We start from the raw sequence: 15,112 nt of genomic DNA on the forward strand, positions 1-15,112 counted from the left end.
ATCACAGGCTTCAGCGAATATGTCACCATATCAGCTGAAACTTTTTATTTTTGCAAGCACTGTTTTTTATGCGCTATATGCTCTCCAAGACTTGCCAACAAAATAGCACCAAAGATTAAAGTGAATCCAATAAGAGCCATATATGTTACTCGCTCACTATAAAGAACACTGGAGAATAGAAGAGTAAACAAGCTTTCAGTGCACATAATTACAGAAGCATTGGCTGTAGAAAGGTAAATCAAACTATAATTTTGCATGATTTGCGCTACTACAGTTACAACCACAATAAGATAGAACATATTTGCAAAAGTAGACCAATTATTATCTGAACTGAAATTAGGCAATGGTTCACTTATTGCAGCTCCAGATAAGAAAAGTACGCCAGAAACTACAAACTGACCAAAAGTTAATGTAATTGGATTATACTTGCGAGAATAATATGCCAAGAATGTCAAATTAAAAGCAAACACTGCAGCACAAATCAGAGTCAAAGTATCTCCATGAGAAAGCGTAAGAACAAGCATTCCAGGCTTCAAAGCAACAAATCCAACGCCTGCAACACAAGTAACTGCAGCTAATAATCCCAACAAAGTGGGCTTTCTCTTAATAATAAGCCATGCTGAAAATGGCGCAATCACGCAATACGCAGCTGTAAGAAAAGCGCTTCTACCTGGATCGATCCAACGCAAACCCTCAGTTTGCAATACAAGAGTAGCGTAATATGTAATACCCGTCAGAATCGAAGGTACAATAAGTCTTTTAGTAAAATTCTTACGAATCGTCTTAAAGAAAATAATACCCATAATTACGCACGCTCCAACCATGCGCAATCCCATAAGCCACTGAGGCGGGAACACACTAAGCGCATATTTCGATGAAACATAGCTGCCGCCCCAAATTGCAGCACAAGTTAGTAACATGATTTGAGCCGAATGAACGCCAAGGCGTTTTGACTTTACAGATAATGACTTCGTTAAGTTGTTTTGCAAAAACATGTCACTCCCCTCCCTACTTACAGCAGTAACACAAACGTAGCATTAAAATTTTCTTTTATAAGACGGTAAAGCCTTATAAATTTAAAAGGATAGATACAAAAACAAGAAAAGTACAGTGCAATACTATTATTTAGTAAAATTTCCGAGATTTACATATTGTTAACAGTATATTTGCGCCTTCAAAGTTTATATATTTCAGAATCAGTGATTAATATCACATCGATTAATAAATTTCTATCTAATTTCATTAACCAAATCTTGTAATAATTATCTAAAAACAACGATAAAAAGCCAAAAAATGATGTTAAATCGCTTATATAATGCAATTAATTTAATTCAACTCGAGCAAGAAAACTACTGACTATGTCAAAAAAACTTATAGAATTGATTAAAGGAGTTATAAAATCTCAACAAAATAAAGATTATAAAGAAAGGAAATATTATGGCATCACTTACAGCTGATATGAAAGAATTTATTGCAAATAATTTGGCTTGGATTGCAACAGTAAGCAAGGATGGCGAGCTTGATCTTGGACCAAAAATGTCTATGTTCGTGCTCGACGACAATCATTTGGCATACCATGAGCGCACTGCAGGCCAGCATTATAAGAACTTGCAAGACGGCAGCCAGCTGGTTGTAGCAGTTGCTAATTTGGCAGAAAAGAAGGGCTATCGCTTCCGCGGAACCGTAACTCTTCACACTGATGACGCAATTTACGAAGAGCAGGTTCGCGTAGCTGAAGAAAAAGGCACAAAGAAGCCAGCTGCAGTTCCAGTTATGGAAATCACTGAGATTCAGGATTTGACTTCCGGAGCTACTGCCGGCAAAACTATTGCAAAAGATTAATTCATAATTTAAAGCAAAACGCCGAATTAGTACGTTTATAGTAGGCGTCATAAAATATCGAGTGGCGTTCGTCCTCAACGGCGAAGATGAACACCACTCAATTTTTTTATTTAATTATTTATTTAATTATTTAGTTGTCACTAATTTACTTGCTTTCTTTACGCAATTCGCGCAATCTAGAGTTCATTTCTTCCGCTTTCTTCTTCTCGAAGTAATAGATTATTCCAGCAATAGCAATCGGGAAAATAACAGTGAACGCAATCCATCCGCAAATAACCGCTGGCTCATCTTTGAATGAAATCCATCCAACAATCACAGACACAATAAATTGAATAGCAATTGGTGGAACTAGTGCAAAAACAAACTTTGCAAGATTTGACATACGCTCATTCGACCAAAAAATAGCGAACACTCCATAGCCTATGCCAATAACAAACGACGCTACAGCATAAGATGCGATTCTGTTTCCAACTGCGGTATGCGCTAACAGGCTCGACACAAAACTAATTGCAGTAAAAATAGTGCACGCTATGCCAATGCCTTTAACAATATTTTTTACAATTGTTTTGCCTAAAGTTGCAACTTGCTTTTCCATAATAATCGCTTCCTTTTTAAGTATTAAAATCTAGTAATAAATAATTAGTATTAAAATTTTGATAGTTTTATATTTAACTACGCTTAAAATTACATTCCTAAGCGCTTTTTGAACCCAGCTAAGCATCTGCGACTAATCCACTCAACGCTTCCGTCGTCCATTTTTACGCTCATACTTCCGCCGAATCCTGGATCAACTCGAACAATGCGATTCAAGTTCACGATTGCGGATTTAGATATGCGCACAAACGACGCGAATTGCGGATTGTCGAAATCCATTAAGCGCTTGTAAGACACGCACTCGCCTTTATCACTGTGAATGATTACGCGCGAATTTTCCACGCAAATCATAATCACATCTGGCTCGTGCATAACAATAATCGAATCGTTAATATAACCATATATGAATGAATTCTTGTTGCTATTTGCCGCATTCACAGTATTATTTTCAGCAATCTCAGCATTATTTTCAGCATTGCTTGCTTCTGCATTTTTAGAATCAACGCTTTGCAACTGAGATATAAGACGCTTAATATCATCGTCAATATTGTGAATTGACAACTGCGCGGACTGCTCCTCTTCTGGCGGAACAATAGCAATCATTACTTTCATAAAGCCTCCTTTCCATATTGCTACCGTTAGCGTTTGCTAGCTTTTTGTTTTGTAATTTTGACTATACGGCACTGTAAATAGTCTGTCTTCACAAAATCGCTAAACGGTAGCTTTCGAGGATTAAGCGGAAAAAATAAGATTCACGCAGTACCCCAAATACGAATAAGACGCTGGCTTGTAGGGTCGGCTGCAGGACCCTGATCATAAGCATCCAAACGCCAATGAATCGAGCCATCTGAGTTTTGACTTGGAATTAAGCGCGCCCAACGTCCGTTTCCCATTCCGCCAATCGTCTTATAAGAAGGATCTACTTTATCTAATCCAAGTAGTTTATGAACAGTTTGTGAAAGACAAGATCCATGAGAGAATACCAGCAAATCACGGTCCGATCCAGTTTTACGCGTCCAATCCTCAATAGCGGCAGCTGCACGCTCACCTACTTCTTGCTTAGTCTCTGCACCGTGATTGAGTTCCCCACCTTTGCCATCAACCCATGACTTAAAATCTTCAGGCCATTTTTCACTAATCTGCTGGCGATTAAGACCTTCCCACTCGCCAAAAAATCGCTCGCGCACGCCATTTTCAACATGCACATTAAGACCAATCTTATCTGCAAAAGCGTGAGCCGTTTGCTGAGCACGAATAAGCGGAGAAACAATCGCAACAAAACTATTATCTGCTTCTTCTGGCGTAATACGCACATGTTCTTCACTGTTAGGATTCTTTGGATCTTCTAAATCGGAAGCTCCAAAAAGAACGCGCAAAGCTTTACCAGATCTAGTAACTTGATCTATTCCTGAATCATCCAAAGCAATATCAATCATGCCTTGAAGACGAAATTGCGCATTATAAGGCGTTTGACCATGGCGAATAAGCATAACAGATCGAGCAATTCCTTCATGCGCACTATTAATGGAATTATTTACGTTACTCGAAACATTTTCTACGAAATCAACCATGGTTTGTACCGTACTTTCTTCTTATTATTCAGCTTTACTAGAATCTTCAGTCTCACTAGAATCTTCAGCTTCGCTAGCATGCTCTGGAAGTTGCAAATCTATAGACGGGCAATCATTCCACAAGCGTTCCAAACGATAAAATGCGCGCGCTTCTTCGTGCATAACATGCACAACAAAATCACCAAAATCAAGCAAAATCCACTGCGCTAATTCCAAACCTTCGCGAGACAAAGCCTTGCGCTTGTTGTCTTTTAAGTACAAATCCTTTTCTATTTCTTCAGCAACAGCTAATACTTGACGTTCATTCGACGCAGAAACCACAAGCATGGCATCAGTAATACCAAGCAAATTACTAACATCAAAAGCTTGTTGATTGGTAGCTTTTAACCTATCTGCTGCAGCCGCAGCAATTCTAATCGCGTTAACAGAGCTTTCTAAAGCTGCCATATGTTTCTCCTTAACTATCGCTCCCAAGCTGGCTTCCAGCCCTCAACAACATGCTGAGTATTTTCCGAATACACCATCGAATCCGCTGGAACATCGTGACGCACAACAGAGCCTGCACCAGTTGTAACTCCATCTCCAACAGTAACCGGTGCTACAAACAGATTTCCTGCACCAACGTGAGCATTAGAGCCAATAGTAGTGTGATTCTTATGTACGCCATCATAGTTTGCAGTAATCGTACCACCGCCAATATTCGTATGCTCACCTAAATCAGCATCGCCCATATAGCTTAGATGCGGAACCTTAGTGCCATTCCCAATATGAGCTTTCTTCATCTCCACAAATGCTCCAGCTTTACTTTCCTCGCCAAGAACATTTCCTGGTCGCAAATAAGTCCACGGACCAATATTGGCAGCTCTGCAAATATGCGATTCCTGCACGCGAGAACGCTCAACAACTGCATCTTCATCTACCTGAGCATCAATAAGAGTTGTATAAGGACCAACTACAGCACCGCTTGCAACCTTAGTGCATCCCTGAAGGAAGCAACCTGGAAGAACTGTAACATCTTGGGAAAGAACAACACCATCTTCAATCCACGTTGTTTCAGGGTCAAGAATAGTCACGCCTTCAAGCATCCACTTTTCACAAACGCGTTTATTATGAGCTTTTGCCAACTCTGCTAATTGCACACGCGTATTTACGCCTTCAACACTCAAAGGATCCGGCGCAGCCATAGCGCCAACACGACCAAGAGTATGCGCATGCTCAAGCGCATCAGTCAAATAAAACTCTTGTTGAGCATTCTTAGAATTCAAGTTAGCTATTGCATCTGAAAGAACTTCAGCATCAAACACATAAACAGAAGTATTAACTTCATGTATAGCTAATTCATTTGCGTTAGCGTCCTTATGCTCTACGATTCGAAGCACATCACCATTTGCTTCTCGCACAATACGGCCATAGCCAGTAGCATCTTTTAAAACCGCTGTTAAAACAGTTGCAACATTCCCATGATTTTTATGGAAGTCAATTAAAGATTGCAAAGTTTCAGTATCTAGAAGAGGCATATCGCTTGCTGCTATTAAAACAGCACCAGTAAGATTAGTGCCATTTTTTTCTTGACAAGACGCGTTCAAATCTCTCATTGCACACTGAACTGCTCGCCCTGTTCCAGGTTTATCGTCTTGATTTACAATTCGTACTTCTTTGTTATAGCTAAGCGCAGCAGAAGATACGCGATCAGCTTGAGCATGCACTACTACAGCAAGCTCTTCTGGTTTTACACCTGCAACAGCGTCTATTACTCTATTTAGGAAAGTTTTACCAGCAAAAGGATGCAACACTTTTGGAGTAGTTGAACGCATACGTGTCCCATCACCTGCTGCCAAAATAATTGCCGCGGCTACTTCATGCTCTTCCACGTGTATGCTCCTTACATTTAATCACAGAATAAATATCGCGTATTTAATTCTATTACTTCTCATAGTCGTGTAAAACAAAAAACGCCACCCGACTAAACGAGTAGCGCCTCAAGCAAGCTCCCTCACCTGGATTCGAACCAAGACAAAGGGTTCCAAAGACCCGTGTGCTGCCATTACACCATGAGGGAACGGCGGAAAAACCGCCGAGTATCTATTATGCCATAATATCGAAAAACGTCAAATTGGCGTGCCGCAAAGCAAACCAAACGAAATCAATACTTAAGCAAATAAGAATCCTTGTCCGTGATGTTCAGGATAAGTGTCGAACAACTTAGCAACTGATCCATCTTCAAACACTGCTTTAATAGCACTTGCAAGAAGTGGAGCAATTGAAAGAACAGTCAAACCATCCCAACGCTTTTCTTCTGGAATTGGCACAGTATCAGTCAAAACCACTTCGCGAGCGCCGCAAGACTTCAAGCGTTCAACAGCAGGACCAGAAAGCACGCCGTGAGTTGCAACTACTGTAACAGACTTAGCTCCAGCCTCTTTCAATACATTGCAAGCACCGGAAATAGTTCCTGCAGTATCAATTAAGTCGTCGACCATTACGCAATCGCGTCCATAAACGTCTCCGACTACACGATTAGCAACAGCTTTATTCGGGCAAGTAATATCGCGAGTTTTGTGGACGAAAGCCAAAGGACCGCCGCCCAAACGCTGAGCCCACTGCTCAGCCACGCGAATACGACCGGCATCTGGAGAAACTACAGTAACATTATCTAGTTCATCACGGAAACGATCACGTACATAATCAACCAAAACTGGCATTGCAATCAAATGATCAACAGGTCCATCAAAGAAACCTTGAGATTGAGCAGCATGCAAATCCACACTCATAATTCGATCTGCGCCAGCTGTTTTCAATAAATCAAACATCAAACGGCAAGAAATAGGCTCTCTACCGCGATGCTTTTTATCTTGACGAGAATACCCAAGCAATGGGCATACAGCTGTAATAGAACGAGCAGAAGCTCGCTTCAAAGCGTCAATCATGATCAACTGTTCCATAATGGATTTATTAACAGGATCACAATGGCTTTGTAAAACAAATACATCAGTACCACGCACAGATTGCGTATAACGAACATACATTTCACCATTAGCGAAATCGTATGCCGTAGTTTCCAACACTTCGATACCAAGCTGAGATGCCACATCACGAGCAAGTTTCGGATGGGCACGGCCGGTAACAAGAACAAGGTTTTTATCTGGCTTTCCTTCAAGGATGATGCTCACCATATCTCCAAACGCTAGTTCGCTGAGTTGAACTTACTTAATACTAGCCATTCACAAAGACTAAGCCGACAGGCCAATATTCTTCTACTCTTTTACGTATAAACCGTGCTTGACAATATATTGCACTACTCCATCTGGCACCAAGTACCAAACTGGCTCAGAATTCTCAGCACGCCTTCGAACATCTGTTGAAGATATAGCCAATGCAGGTATTTCTAAAATATCTACTGGAAGATGATTTAAATCTCTATCGCTTATATCGTTAGAATCATTAATATTCATTAACTTGCCAGAATCATCCATTCGAGCTGCACGAGGAACTAAAGGATAATTAGATGAGGCTAATTTTTCTGGCCTAGAATACCCTGGACGAGTAACAGCCACGAATCTAGCTAAATTCCACATTTCGCGAGCGTCTTTCCATTGCATAATTTCAGCAATAGCGTCAGCTCCAGTAATAAAGAAAAGTTCTGCATCAGGATGCTGAGCGCTTATATCTCGCAAAGTATCAATAGTATAAGTAACTCCAGGTCTATCGATATCAACTCTTGAAACAGTGAACTTTGGATTAGAAGCTGTAGCAATAACAGTCATCAGATAACGATCTTCAGCATTCGTAACTTTTTTATCTAGCTTAAAAACAGGCCTACCAGTAGGAACGAAAATAACTTCATCCAAATCATAAACCCAAGCAACTTCCGAAGCTGCAACCAAGTGGCCATTGTGTATAGGATCAAACGTGCCACCCATAATCCCAATACGCTGATGCTCGTGCAAATTTCCTCTTGTAGAACGACGCTTAGAATGAGCCGTAGCAACTGTAGGTGGAGCAGCTATTGTTTTATTTAAATCACCCTGAAATAAATCTGACATGCGTCGAGAATCTTCGCGATTGGCAATATTAATGCTATTGGCGCAACTGTTTGTACTATTGGAATTACTTTTTAAAGCACTCGAAGAATTCAAATCCGCAGCGCAATCATGATTCATGCGACTTGTCTTCCTTTTCTTCTAATCTGCTCTCATCAATAACTTCTGAAGCGGCATTAGCACTATTAGGATCAATATTGCCCATTTCTTCATTCCACTCGTCTGTTACGACTCGTTCTATTTCACTAAAAGTAGGAAGTGGGAAACTAGGCTGAAATACACCTCGAATTTTTGCAACGCTATTCGTCACATTAACCAAAGTGTCTGTCATTCTATCAACATCGCCTGCACGCTCGAAATCACTGAACGAAGCAATATCATCTTCCATGGAACGCATTGCAGTGTAAACTTCTTGCATTTGAGAATCGTCTGGAGGCATAACAACATCATCATCGCTTCCTTCAGGCCATCCCATAAGAACAGCATCGGCATATTCTAGCGAAGATCTCTGCGATGCAGTCGGTATGCCGTCTTCTATTTGCACAAGGAAGACATATCTAACAATAGATAAGCGCTCGGCCGCAACGTCAAGAGCTTCTAAAGGAGTTAAACAAGAACTTTTCTCATCCATATTTACCATATTCTTACAATACCTCACTTTATGCCCTTTATGCTCTTATTTGGCCATCGCCATAGCCAATCCACTTGGTTGTTGTCATTTCAAGCAAACCCATAGGGCCTCTTGCATGTAATTTTTGCGTAGAAATACCAAGTTCTGCACCAAAACCAAACTCGCCGCCATCCGTAAAACGCGTTGAAGCATTTACCATAACTACAGCTGAATCAACACTTGCAATAAAACTTTGAATAGTTGAATAATCTTCAGCAATAATGGTTTCAGTATGACCCGTAGAATATTTCGCTATATGAGAAGCTGCATCAGCATAATCGTCTACAACTTTCACACCCATATTTAGCGACAAATATTCTCGCTTCCAATCTTCCTCAGTGGCATGCTCAAGCTGCAATTCTTGAATATTAGCGGATTGCAAAATATTGTAAGATTCCTCATCTGCGTGCAGAATTACATTATGTTCAGCTAAAGCAGCAGCAATTTGTGGCAAAAATTCTTGGGCAACATCTCTATGTACTAATAATTTTTCAGCAGCATTACACACGCCTACTCGCTGCGTTTTTGCATTAATAATAATCGGTATAGCTTTTTTAATATCAGCACTTTTGTCTACGTAAATATGTACGTTTCCAGCTCCAGTTTCAATAACGGGAACCGTAGATTCTTGAACAACTGCTGCAATAAGATTTGCACTACCTCTAGGCACAAGCACATCAATGTGACCGTGAGCATGCATCATTGACGTAGCTCCGTCTCGTCCTAAATCGTCAACAGACTGAATCAAATCAGCACTAAAGTTAGAATTTTTAAGAACTGACTGTATAACTTCGATACTCGCCTGATTCGTATGAAGAGCCGCGCTTCCGCCACGCAAAATCGCAGCATTTCCAGATTTAATACACAAAGCAGCTACGTCAATAGTTACGTTTGGACGAGCTTCGTAAATCATTCCCATAACGCCCATTGGAACTCGAATTTGCGAAAGTTTAATTCCGTTAGGAAGAGTGTACCCGCGAACTACTTGACCTACAGGATCCTGCAATTGCGCGATTTTTCGCACGCTTTTAGCAGAAGCTTTGATTCGCTCTTCATCAAATTTAAGCCTATCAAGCTTTCCAGCATCCATTCCCTTAGCTTCAGCTTCTTCAAGATCTTTTTTATTAGCTGCAGCAATATTTGAAGCTGAAGATTCTAACGCGTCTGCCATTTTTTCGAGAAGAGCATTTTTTGCGCGAGTATCTGCATTAGAAAAATTACGCCACGCTTTTCGTGCACAATCCGCACGATTATTCACTAAATCATCAACAGACAACGTTTCCCCCTGTAGATTATTTGCCTAATCATCAATTAATTAATAGTAAAACAAAAGTATTTATACATATGAGATTAGCACACGCCCATTCGCCCAGCGCTTCAGGTACCATAATTTGATATAAGTTGTGTAAATAATTTACATAAATAATCTATGTAAATAAAAAATATTCTCTATAAATAGACGGTTACGGAGTCATTATGGCATCAGATACAGCTATTTTCCATAGCACTCGTTCGCTTAAGCCAACATACACATCAAAAGAAGCAATACGTAAGGGAATCGCTGAAGATGGCGGATTATTTGTAGCTGATAGCCTTGGTAGCGAGCGTTACGATATTTCTAAATTGCAAGGAAAATCGTATCAAGAAATTGCGCAAGATATTTTGCAACTGTTACTGCCAGATTATACTTCAGAAGAGCTTTCTTCTTGCATTAAACTTGCATACGGTAATCAGTGGGCTGATGATGATAGCGCTATTACCCCACTTCAGCAGCTTGGAAACACTCGCGATTTTGTGATGGAACTTTTCCATGGCCCTACTTGCGCGTTTAAGGACGTTGCTTTGCAAATGTTGCCACAATTAATGTCTCGCACTAAAACTCAAAATGAGAACGAATCTGATATTGAAAAAAACGTTATGATTCTAACTGCAACTTCTGGAGATACTGGTAAAGCTGCTTTGGCTGGTTTTGCTGATGTTCCAGGCACTTCTATGATTACTTTTTATCCAGAAGGAAAAGTTAGCCGCGTTCAAGAATTGCAAATGACTACACAGGCGGGCAAAAATGTGAAAGTTTGCGCAGTTCGCGGCAATTTTGACGATGCTCAAACAGGCGTTAAACAGATTTTCACGAATGCTGAGCTCAACAAAAATATTGAAGAAGATGCGAATATAGTATTGTCTTCAGCTAATTCAATTAACGTTGGCCGTCTTGTGCCTCAAGTTGTTTACTATTTTGCAGCATACAAGCAGCTTGTTGAACGCGAAGTTATAAAACTTGGAGACGAAATAGAATTTTGCGTCCCTACAGGCAATTTTGGCGATATTCTTGCAGGATATTATGCGAAAATGCTTGGTCTTCCAGTGAAGCATCTTATTGTTGCTAGCAATAGTAACAATGTGCTTTTTGATTTTTTGGTAAGCGGAACTTACAACCGTCAACGCGCATTCCATCACACTGTTGCTCCTTCTATGGATATTTTGGTCTCTTCTAATTTGGAACGAATGCTTTATTACATGTGCGATAAAGACACGCGTTTAATACAAATGCTTATGAATGACTTACAACAGTGGGGAGCTTTTGAGATCCCAGAAAATGTGCTTGCAAAGATTCGCTCACTGTTTGGTTGCGGTTGGGCAAATGAAGATCAAATTCGCGAAGCTATTTATGACTGCTGGAATAAGTACAAGTATGTGATTGATCCACATACTGCTTGCGGATTCTTCGTTATGCAAAATATTCCACATGACGAAAGCACACCTAGAGTATTGCTAAGCACTGCAAGTCCGTATAAATTCCCTCGCGTTGTTGCTGAAGCTTTGAATATTGAGCATGTGCAAGATATGGATGATTTCAAATGCATGGATGCGCTTAGTGAAGCTACAGGAACTAAAGCTCCGAGAATGCTTAGAGATCTTGAAAATCAAACTCCAAGGTTTAACGATGTTATTGATATAGCTGAAATGCCTAGCTATGTTCAAAAACAAGCACACAATTTTGCTAAATAACAAGTTAAGCTTCAAATGAAATAAACATTTTAAGATAAGAGAGGCTGATTCTATAAAAATTAGCCTCTCTACGATTAAACTATCTACAATTAAACTATCTACAATTAGCCTATCTGTTATTCTTCATCGTTTGCAAAAAGCTCTTCGTATATTTCTTTGATTACGCTTAAATCATGTCCTTTTCTAGCTCCAGCTGAAAAGAATCGTCTTTTTCGCACGCACTCGTCAAGATTCCTTGTTCTTGAAGCAACCTTCCTGCCTAATTCCCAAGCAGCTTCTTCAAAAACTCCATTTTCTCTAGCTTCTTGTAATAATTGCGACGAAGCACTTATAGGAATACCTTTTCTTTGTAACTCAACTCTGGTAGCGCGCTCACCTAACATTCTAGATGCGCATGACTGTATGAAACTTTGTATATATCGCTCGTCATCAACTAAATGTAATTCTTCTAAGCGATTTACTACTGTATCAACAGTATTTTCTTCATAGCCTTTTGCTAGCAGTCTATTTTTTAAATCATAAGAGGATCTTGCAGCATAATCTAATATGCGCAAAGCAGCTTCCTTACAATTATCAAAATCATCAGCTTTACTAGCATCAACCTGTTTTATAGACTTCTTATTATCTTCAGAAGAATTAACAGGTTTATGACTGCGAAGAAAATTTTCAACACTAATCATTTTTACGCTACCAATATCGCCTTATACAATCGCCTATTCATACATACACTGTTAAAGGATAGATTATTCTTCAAAACTATCTTCTTCACCTGCTTCTAAAAACGAATCTGATTCTTCTGAAGATTCAGAATTCGAAGTCTTAGAAGACTTAGAAGACTTAGAAGAAGCTTTAGAAGACTTTTCAGCCTCAGAAGCAAGTGATTCAGACTTATCAGTATTATCAACTGAATCATTGTCTTCATTTTCTGCAAATTGATCTTCTGGACGCATAAGGCCAAATGCAGCCTTAACTTTATCACTTATTTCTTCAGTAATAGCAGGATTGTCTTTCAAGAATTTACGTACGTTCTCTCTACCCTGACCTAACTGATCTCCTTCATAAGTGAACCATGATCCAGATTTCTTAATAACACCGCATTGCACAGCCATATCAATAACAGATCCTTCTGTCGAAATGCCTTCACCGTAAAGCACATCGAATTCAGCAGATTTGAAAGGAGGAGCCATCTTATTCTTTACAATCTTAACCTTAGTACGATTTCCAACAGCTTCTTCGCCATTCTTAATAGTCGTAACTCTGCGAATATCCATACGCACAGAAGCGTAGAACTTCAAAGCTTTACCACCAGTAGTAGTTTCTGGATTGCCAAAGAAAACACCAATTTTTTCACGAAGCTGATTGATAAAAATCGCAGTAGTTCCCGCTTGAGCTAAAGCTCCAGTCATCTTGCGCAAAGCTTGGCTCATTAAACGAGCTTGCAAACCAACATGACTATCCCCCATGTCTCCTTCAATTTCAGCTTTAGGAACCAATGCTGCAACAGAATCAATTACAATAACATCTAAAGCTCCAGAGCGAATAAGCATATCGGCGATTTCCAAAGCTTGTTCACCATTATCTGGCTGAGAAACAATAAGCGAATCTGTATCAACGCCCAACTTACGCGCATATACAGGATCCAAAGCGTGTTCAGCATCAATAAAAGCTGCTACGCCACCATTTTTTTGAGCATTAGCCACAATATGCAATGCCAAAGTAGTTTTACCTGAAGATTCAGGTCCATAAACCTCAACAACACGACCGCGCGGCACACCACCAATGCCTAATGCCATGTCTAGCGCCAGAGATCCTGTAGGAATAACTTCCACATCTTGCATTGGCCTATCGCCCAATCGCATAGCAGAACCTTTACCATACTGCTTTTCTACATTTGCTAAAGCAGTTTCCAATGCCGCCTGACGACGGGGATCCGTGCGATCAGCATCGATCAATCTACCGGCAGAACTTTTAGTTTTTGCTTGTTGCACCATGTTTGCTACTCCTTTCACACGTGCAGTCCGTATCGACGAGATTAACCTGCACATTGCGTCTGTGCAAGCGTTTAAGAGCAATGTGGTCAGAAGTTCAGTACACTACATTTGCATAGCGAAATGCAATTCACATAAACGCTAAGCTAACGTAGTACGACATTTACATAGCCTTCCACGCTGCAACCAGCCCGACATAGATTATTATATATCATTTTACGAACATTTGTTCGATTTAGCGTGTTGTGTTGAAAATTAAGAGATGCAAGACCAATAGACACAAGACTAAGAACTACAAGACCAAGAACTACAAGACCAAGAACTACAAGCATATAAATCAAAATTGTTTAGCCGGCATAGGCGGAGCATTATGATCCTTACCCCACCTTTTATCATCCGGAATACTCATATGATCACATAAAACATTCCAAACAATTCTAGGTTCAATACCAGCATCCAAAGCCTGAATCACATTCATGCCATCAAGCTTTTGCAAACCCTGATCTCTAGCAATACTTCGTCCGAATTCTCTTCCAAAAACCTCTTCGAGAAGTTGCCAAAATTCACGCTCTTTCAATGTTCCCACAACCTTCACATAGCAATAAATGCAATAATTTCAGCAACTTTGCAACTACACTGTTACGAACTTCTTCGCGATTTCCGCTATTATGCAATTCGCTTGATATAAGAGTCCCATAAACTGATTTATCTACAGTTATATCAAAATAATCTTCTAAACAATCTCGACTAAATATTGGTTTTTCTGAATAGCAAGAGTCAGAATCAGCACATGATTTTACATTTTCGTCAACATTCAAACAAAGCAAATCATAAATAGAAGAATTAAGCGAACTTTCAATATATTCCTCTACTACTTGCGGCAAGAAAATACCTACATACGCCAATCCTGCAGGCTTATCACCATCAGGCCCAGGGCCAGCAACTCCTGTAGTAGATAATCCAATTACAGGAAAATCGGGATTTCTTAAATCTTTAACATATCCCTTATAAACATAATCCCACTCTGAGCCGCTATATAATCGCGCAGCACCAAGAGCCATCAAACGAGCAACGCGAGCATCTACAGCCCCACGCGACTTTAATAATTCAACGTCAACACCAAGAACTTTAGCTTTAGCGTGAATATCATATGTCACAGCAGAACCAAGGAATACTCGCGAAGCTCCAGGCACGCTAACAAAAGAATCTGCAAGCAAGCCGCCAGTTAGTGATTCAGCAGAAGCAATATGCCAATGATTTTCTAGACAACAATCAAGAACACTAGAAGCATCATCTAAAATTGTCTTCATTTTCACATTCGCCTTTAATCATAAAACTAAAGAATATACTGCTATGCTGCTTATCACTAACGCTAATTTCTAACGATTATTAACACCT

Annotated in this window: 16 protein-coding genes and 1 tRNA gene; 2 read left to right on the top strand and 15 right to left on the bottom strand. The window is 39.9% G+C overall.

Annotation, left to right across the window (positions count from 1 at the left end; translation table 11 throughout):
• Positions 1–44: 44 nt before the first annotated feature.
• Positions 45–995: a DMT family transporter gene (locus tag HXT51_RS01565; RefSeq protein ID WP_421776609.1), complete on the bottom strand. Its 951-nt coding sequence runs from the start codon at positions 993–995 to the stop codon at positions 45–47.
• A gap of 442 nt (positions 996–1,437) precedes the next feature.
• Here HXT51_RS01565 and HXT51_RS01570 point away from each other — a divergent pair, with 442 nt between their 5' ends.
• On the top strand, positions 1,438–1,842 hold the full coding sequence (locus HXT51_RS01570; protein ID WP_415692075.1) for a pyridoxamine 5'-phosphate oxidase family protein: 405 nt from the start codon (positions 1,438–1,440) through the stop codon (positions 1,840–1,842).
• 145 nt (positions 1,843–1,987) lie between these two features.
• Here HXT51_RS01570 and HXT51_RS01575 read toward each other — a convergent pair whose 3' ends face one another.
• From HXT51_RS01575 to HXT51_RS01620, 10 genes are all read right to left on the bottom strand, one after another.
• Complete coding sequence (locus tag HXT51_RS01575) at positions 1,988–2,437, bottom strand: DUF3021 family protein (protein WP_421776610.1); 450 nt, start codon at positions 2,435–2,437, stop codon at positions 1,988–1,990.
• An 89-nt stretch (positions 2,438–2,526) separates the two neighbouring features.
• Positions 2,527–3,048, bottom strand: a complete 522-nt coding sequence (locus tag HXT51_RS01580; protein ID WP_421776611.1) for a LytTR family DNA-binding domain-containing protein — start codon at positions 3,046–3,048, stop codon at positions 2,527–2,529.
• 140 nt (positions 3,049–3,188) lie between these two features.
• The gene (locus HXT51_RS01585) at positions 3,189–4,007 is read right to left on the bottom strand and encodes a histidine phosphatase family protein (RefSeq protein WP_415706168.1); all 819 of its coding nucleotides are present in this window, start codon (positions 4,005–4,007) and stop codon (positions 3,189–3,191) included.
• 24 nt (positions 4,008–4,031) lie between these two features.
• Positions 4,032–4,454 (bottom strand): ribosome silencing factor, encoded by a 423-nt coding sequence (gene rsfS / locus HXT51_RS01590; RefSeq protein ID WP_415692078.1) that lies wholly within the window; start codon positions 4,452–4,454, stop codon positions 4,032–4,034.
• Between the two features lie 14 nt (positions 4,455–4,468).
• Positions 4,469–5,878, bottom strand: coding sequence for a bifunctional UDP-N-acetylglucosamine diphosphorylase/glucosamine-1-phosphate N-acetyltransferase GlmU (glmU, locus tag HXT51_RS01595; protein ID WP_103084088.1), 1,410 nt, complete (start codon positions 5,876–5,878; stop codon positions 4,469–4,471).
• A 117-nt stretch (positions 5,879–5,995) separates the two neighbouring features.
• A tRNA-Gln gene (locus HXT51_RS01600) sits at positions 5,996–6,066 on the bottom strand.
• Positions 6,067–6,157: 91 nt separating this feature from the next.
• Complete coding sequence (locus HXT51_RS01605) at positions 6,158–7,180, bottom strand: ribose-phosphate diphosphokinase (protein ID WP_103084087.1); 1,023 nt, start codon at positions 7,178–7,180, stop codon at positions 6,158–6,160.
• A gap of 81 nt (positions 7,181–7,261) precedes the next feature.
• The gene (gene nadD / locus HXT51_RS01610; RefSeq protein ID WP_103084328.1) at positions 7,262–8,050 is read right to left on the bottom strand and encodes a nicotinate-nucleotide adenylyltransferase; all 789 of its coding nucleotides are present in this window, start codon (positions 8,048–8,050) and stop codon (positions 7,262–7,264) included.
• A 106-nt stretch (positions 8,051–8,156) separates the two neighbouring features.
• Positions 8,157–8,687: a phosphoribosylglycinamide synthetase gene (locus HXT51_RS01615; protein WP_421776612.1), complete on the bottom strand. Its 531-nt coding sequence runs from the start codon at positions 8,685–8,687 to the stop codon at positions 8,157–8,159.
• Between the two features lie 28 nt (positions 8,688–8,715).
• Positions 8,716–9,993: a glutamate-5-semialdehyde dehydrogenase gene (locus tag HXT51_RS01620; RefSeq protein WP_103084085.1), complete on the bottom strand. Its 1,278-nt coding sequence runs from the start codon at positions 9,991–9,993 to the stop codon at positions 8,716–8,718.
• Between the two features lie 200 nt (positions 9,994–10,193).
• Here HXT51_RS01620 and thrC point away from each other — a divergent pair, with 200 nt between their 5' ends.
• Positions 10,194–11,726, top strand: a complete 1,533-nt coding sequence (thrC, locus tag HXT51_RS01625; protein WP_103084084.1) for a threonine synthase — start codon at positions 10,194–10,196, stop codon at positions 11,724–11,726.
• 116 nt (positions 11,727–11,842) lie between these two features.
• Here thrC and HXT51_RS01630 read toward each other — a convergent pair whose 3' ends face one another.
• From HXT51_RS01630 to HXT51_RS01645, 4 genes are all read right to left on the bottom strand, one after another.
• The gene (locus HXT51_RS01630) at positions 11,843–12,406 is read right to left on the bottom strand and encodes a regulatory protein RecX (protein ID WP_103084083.1); all 564 of its coding nucleotides are present in this window, start codon (positions 12,404–12,406) and stop codon (positions 11,843–11,845) included.
• A gap of 63 nt (positions 12,407–12,469) precedes the next feature.
• Entirely contained in the window at positions 12,470–13,717 is a 1,248-nt protein-coding gene (gene recA, locus HXT51_RS01635; RefSeq protein ID WP_103084082.1) for a recombinase RecA, read from the bottom strand.
• Between the two features lie 334 nt (positions 13,718–14,051).
• The gene (locus HXT51_RS01640) at positions 14,052–14,291 is read right to left on the bottom strand and encodes a DUF3046 domain-containing protein (RefSeq protein WP_103084081.1); all 240 of its coding nucleotides are present in this window, start codon (positions 14,289–14,291) and stop codon (positions 14,052–14,054) included.
• Positions 14,278–15,024, bottom strand: coding sequence for a CinA family protein (locus HXT51_RS01645; RefSeq protein WP_421776613.1), 747 nt, complete (start codon positions 15,022–15,024; stop codon positions 14,278–14,280). The genes HXT51_RS01640 and HXT51_RS01645 overlap by 14 nt, the downstream gene beginning before the upstream one ends.
• Positions 15,025–15,112 lie beyond the last annotated feature (88 nt).

The organism is Gardnerella sp. KA00255 (genome assembly GCF_049244095.1).
GTDB classification, from domain to species: Bacteria; Actinomycetota; Actinomycetes; order Actinomycetales; family Bifidobacteriaceae; genus Bifidobacterium; species Bifidobacterium vaginale_F.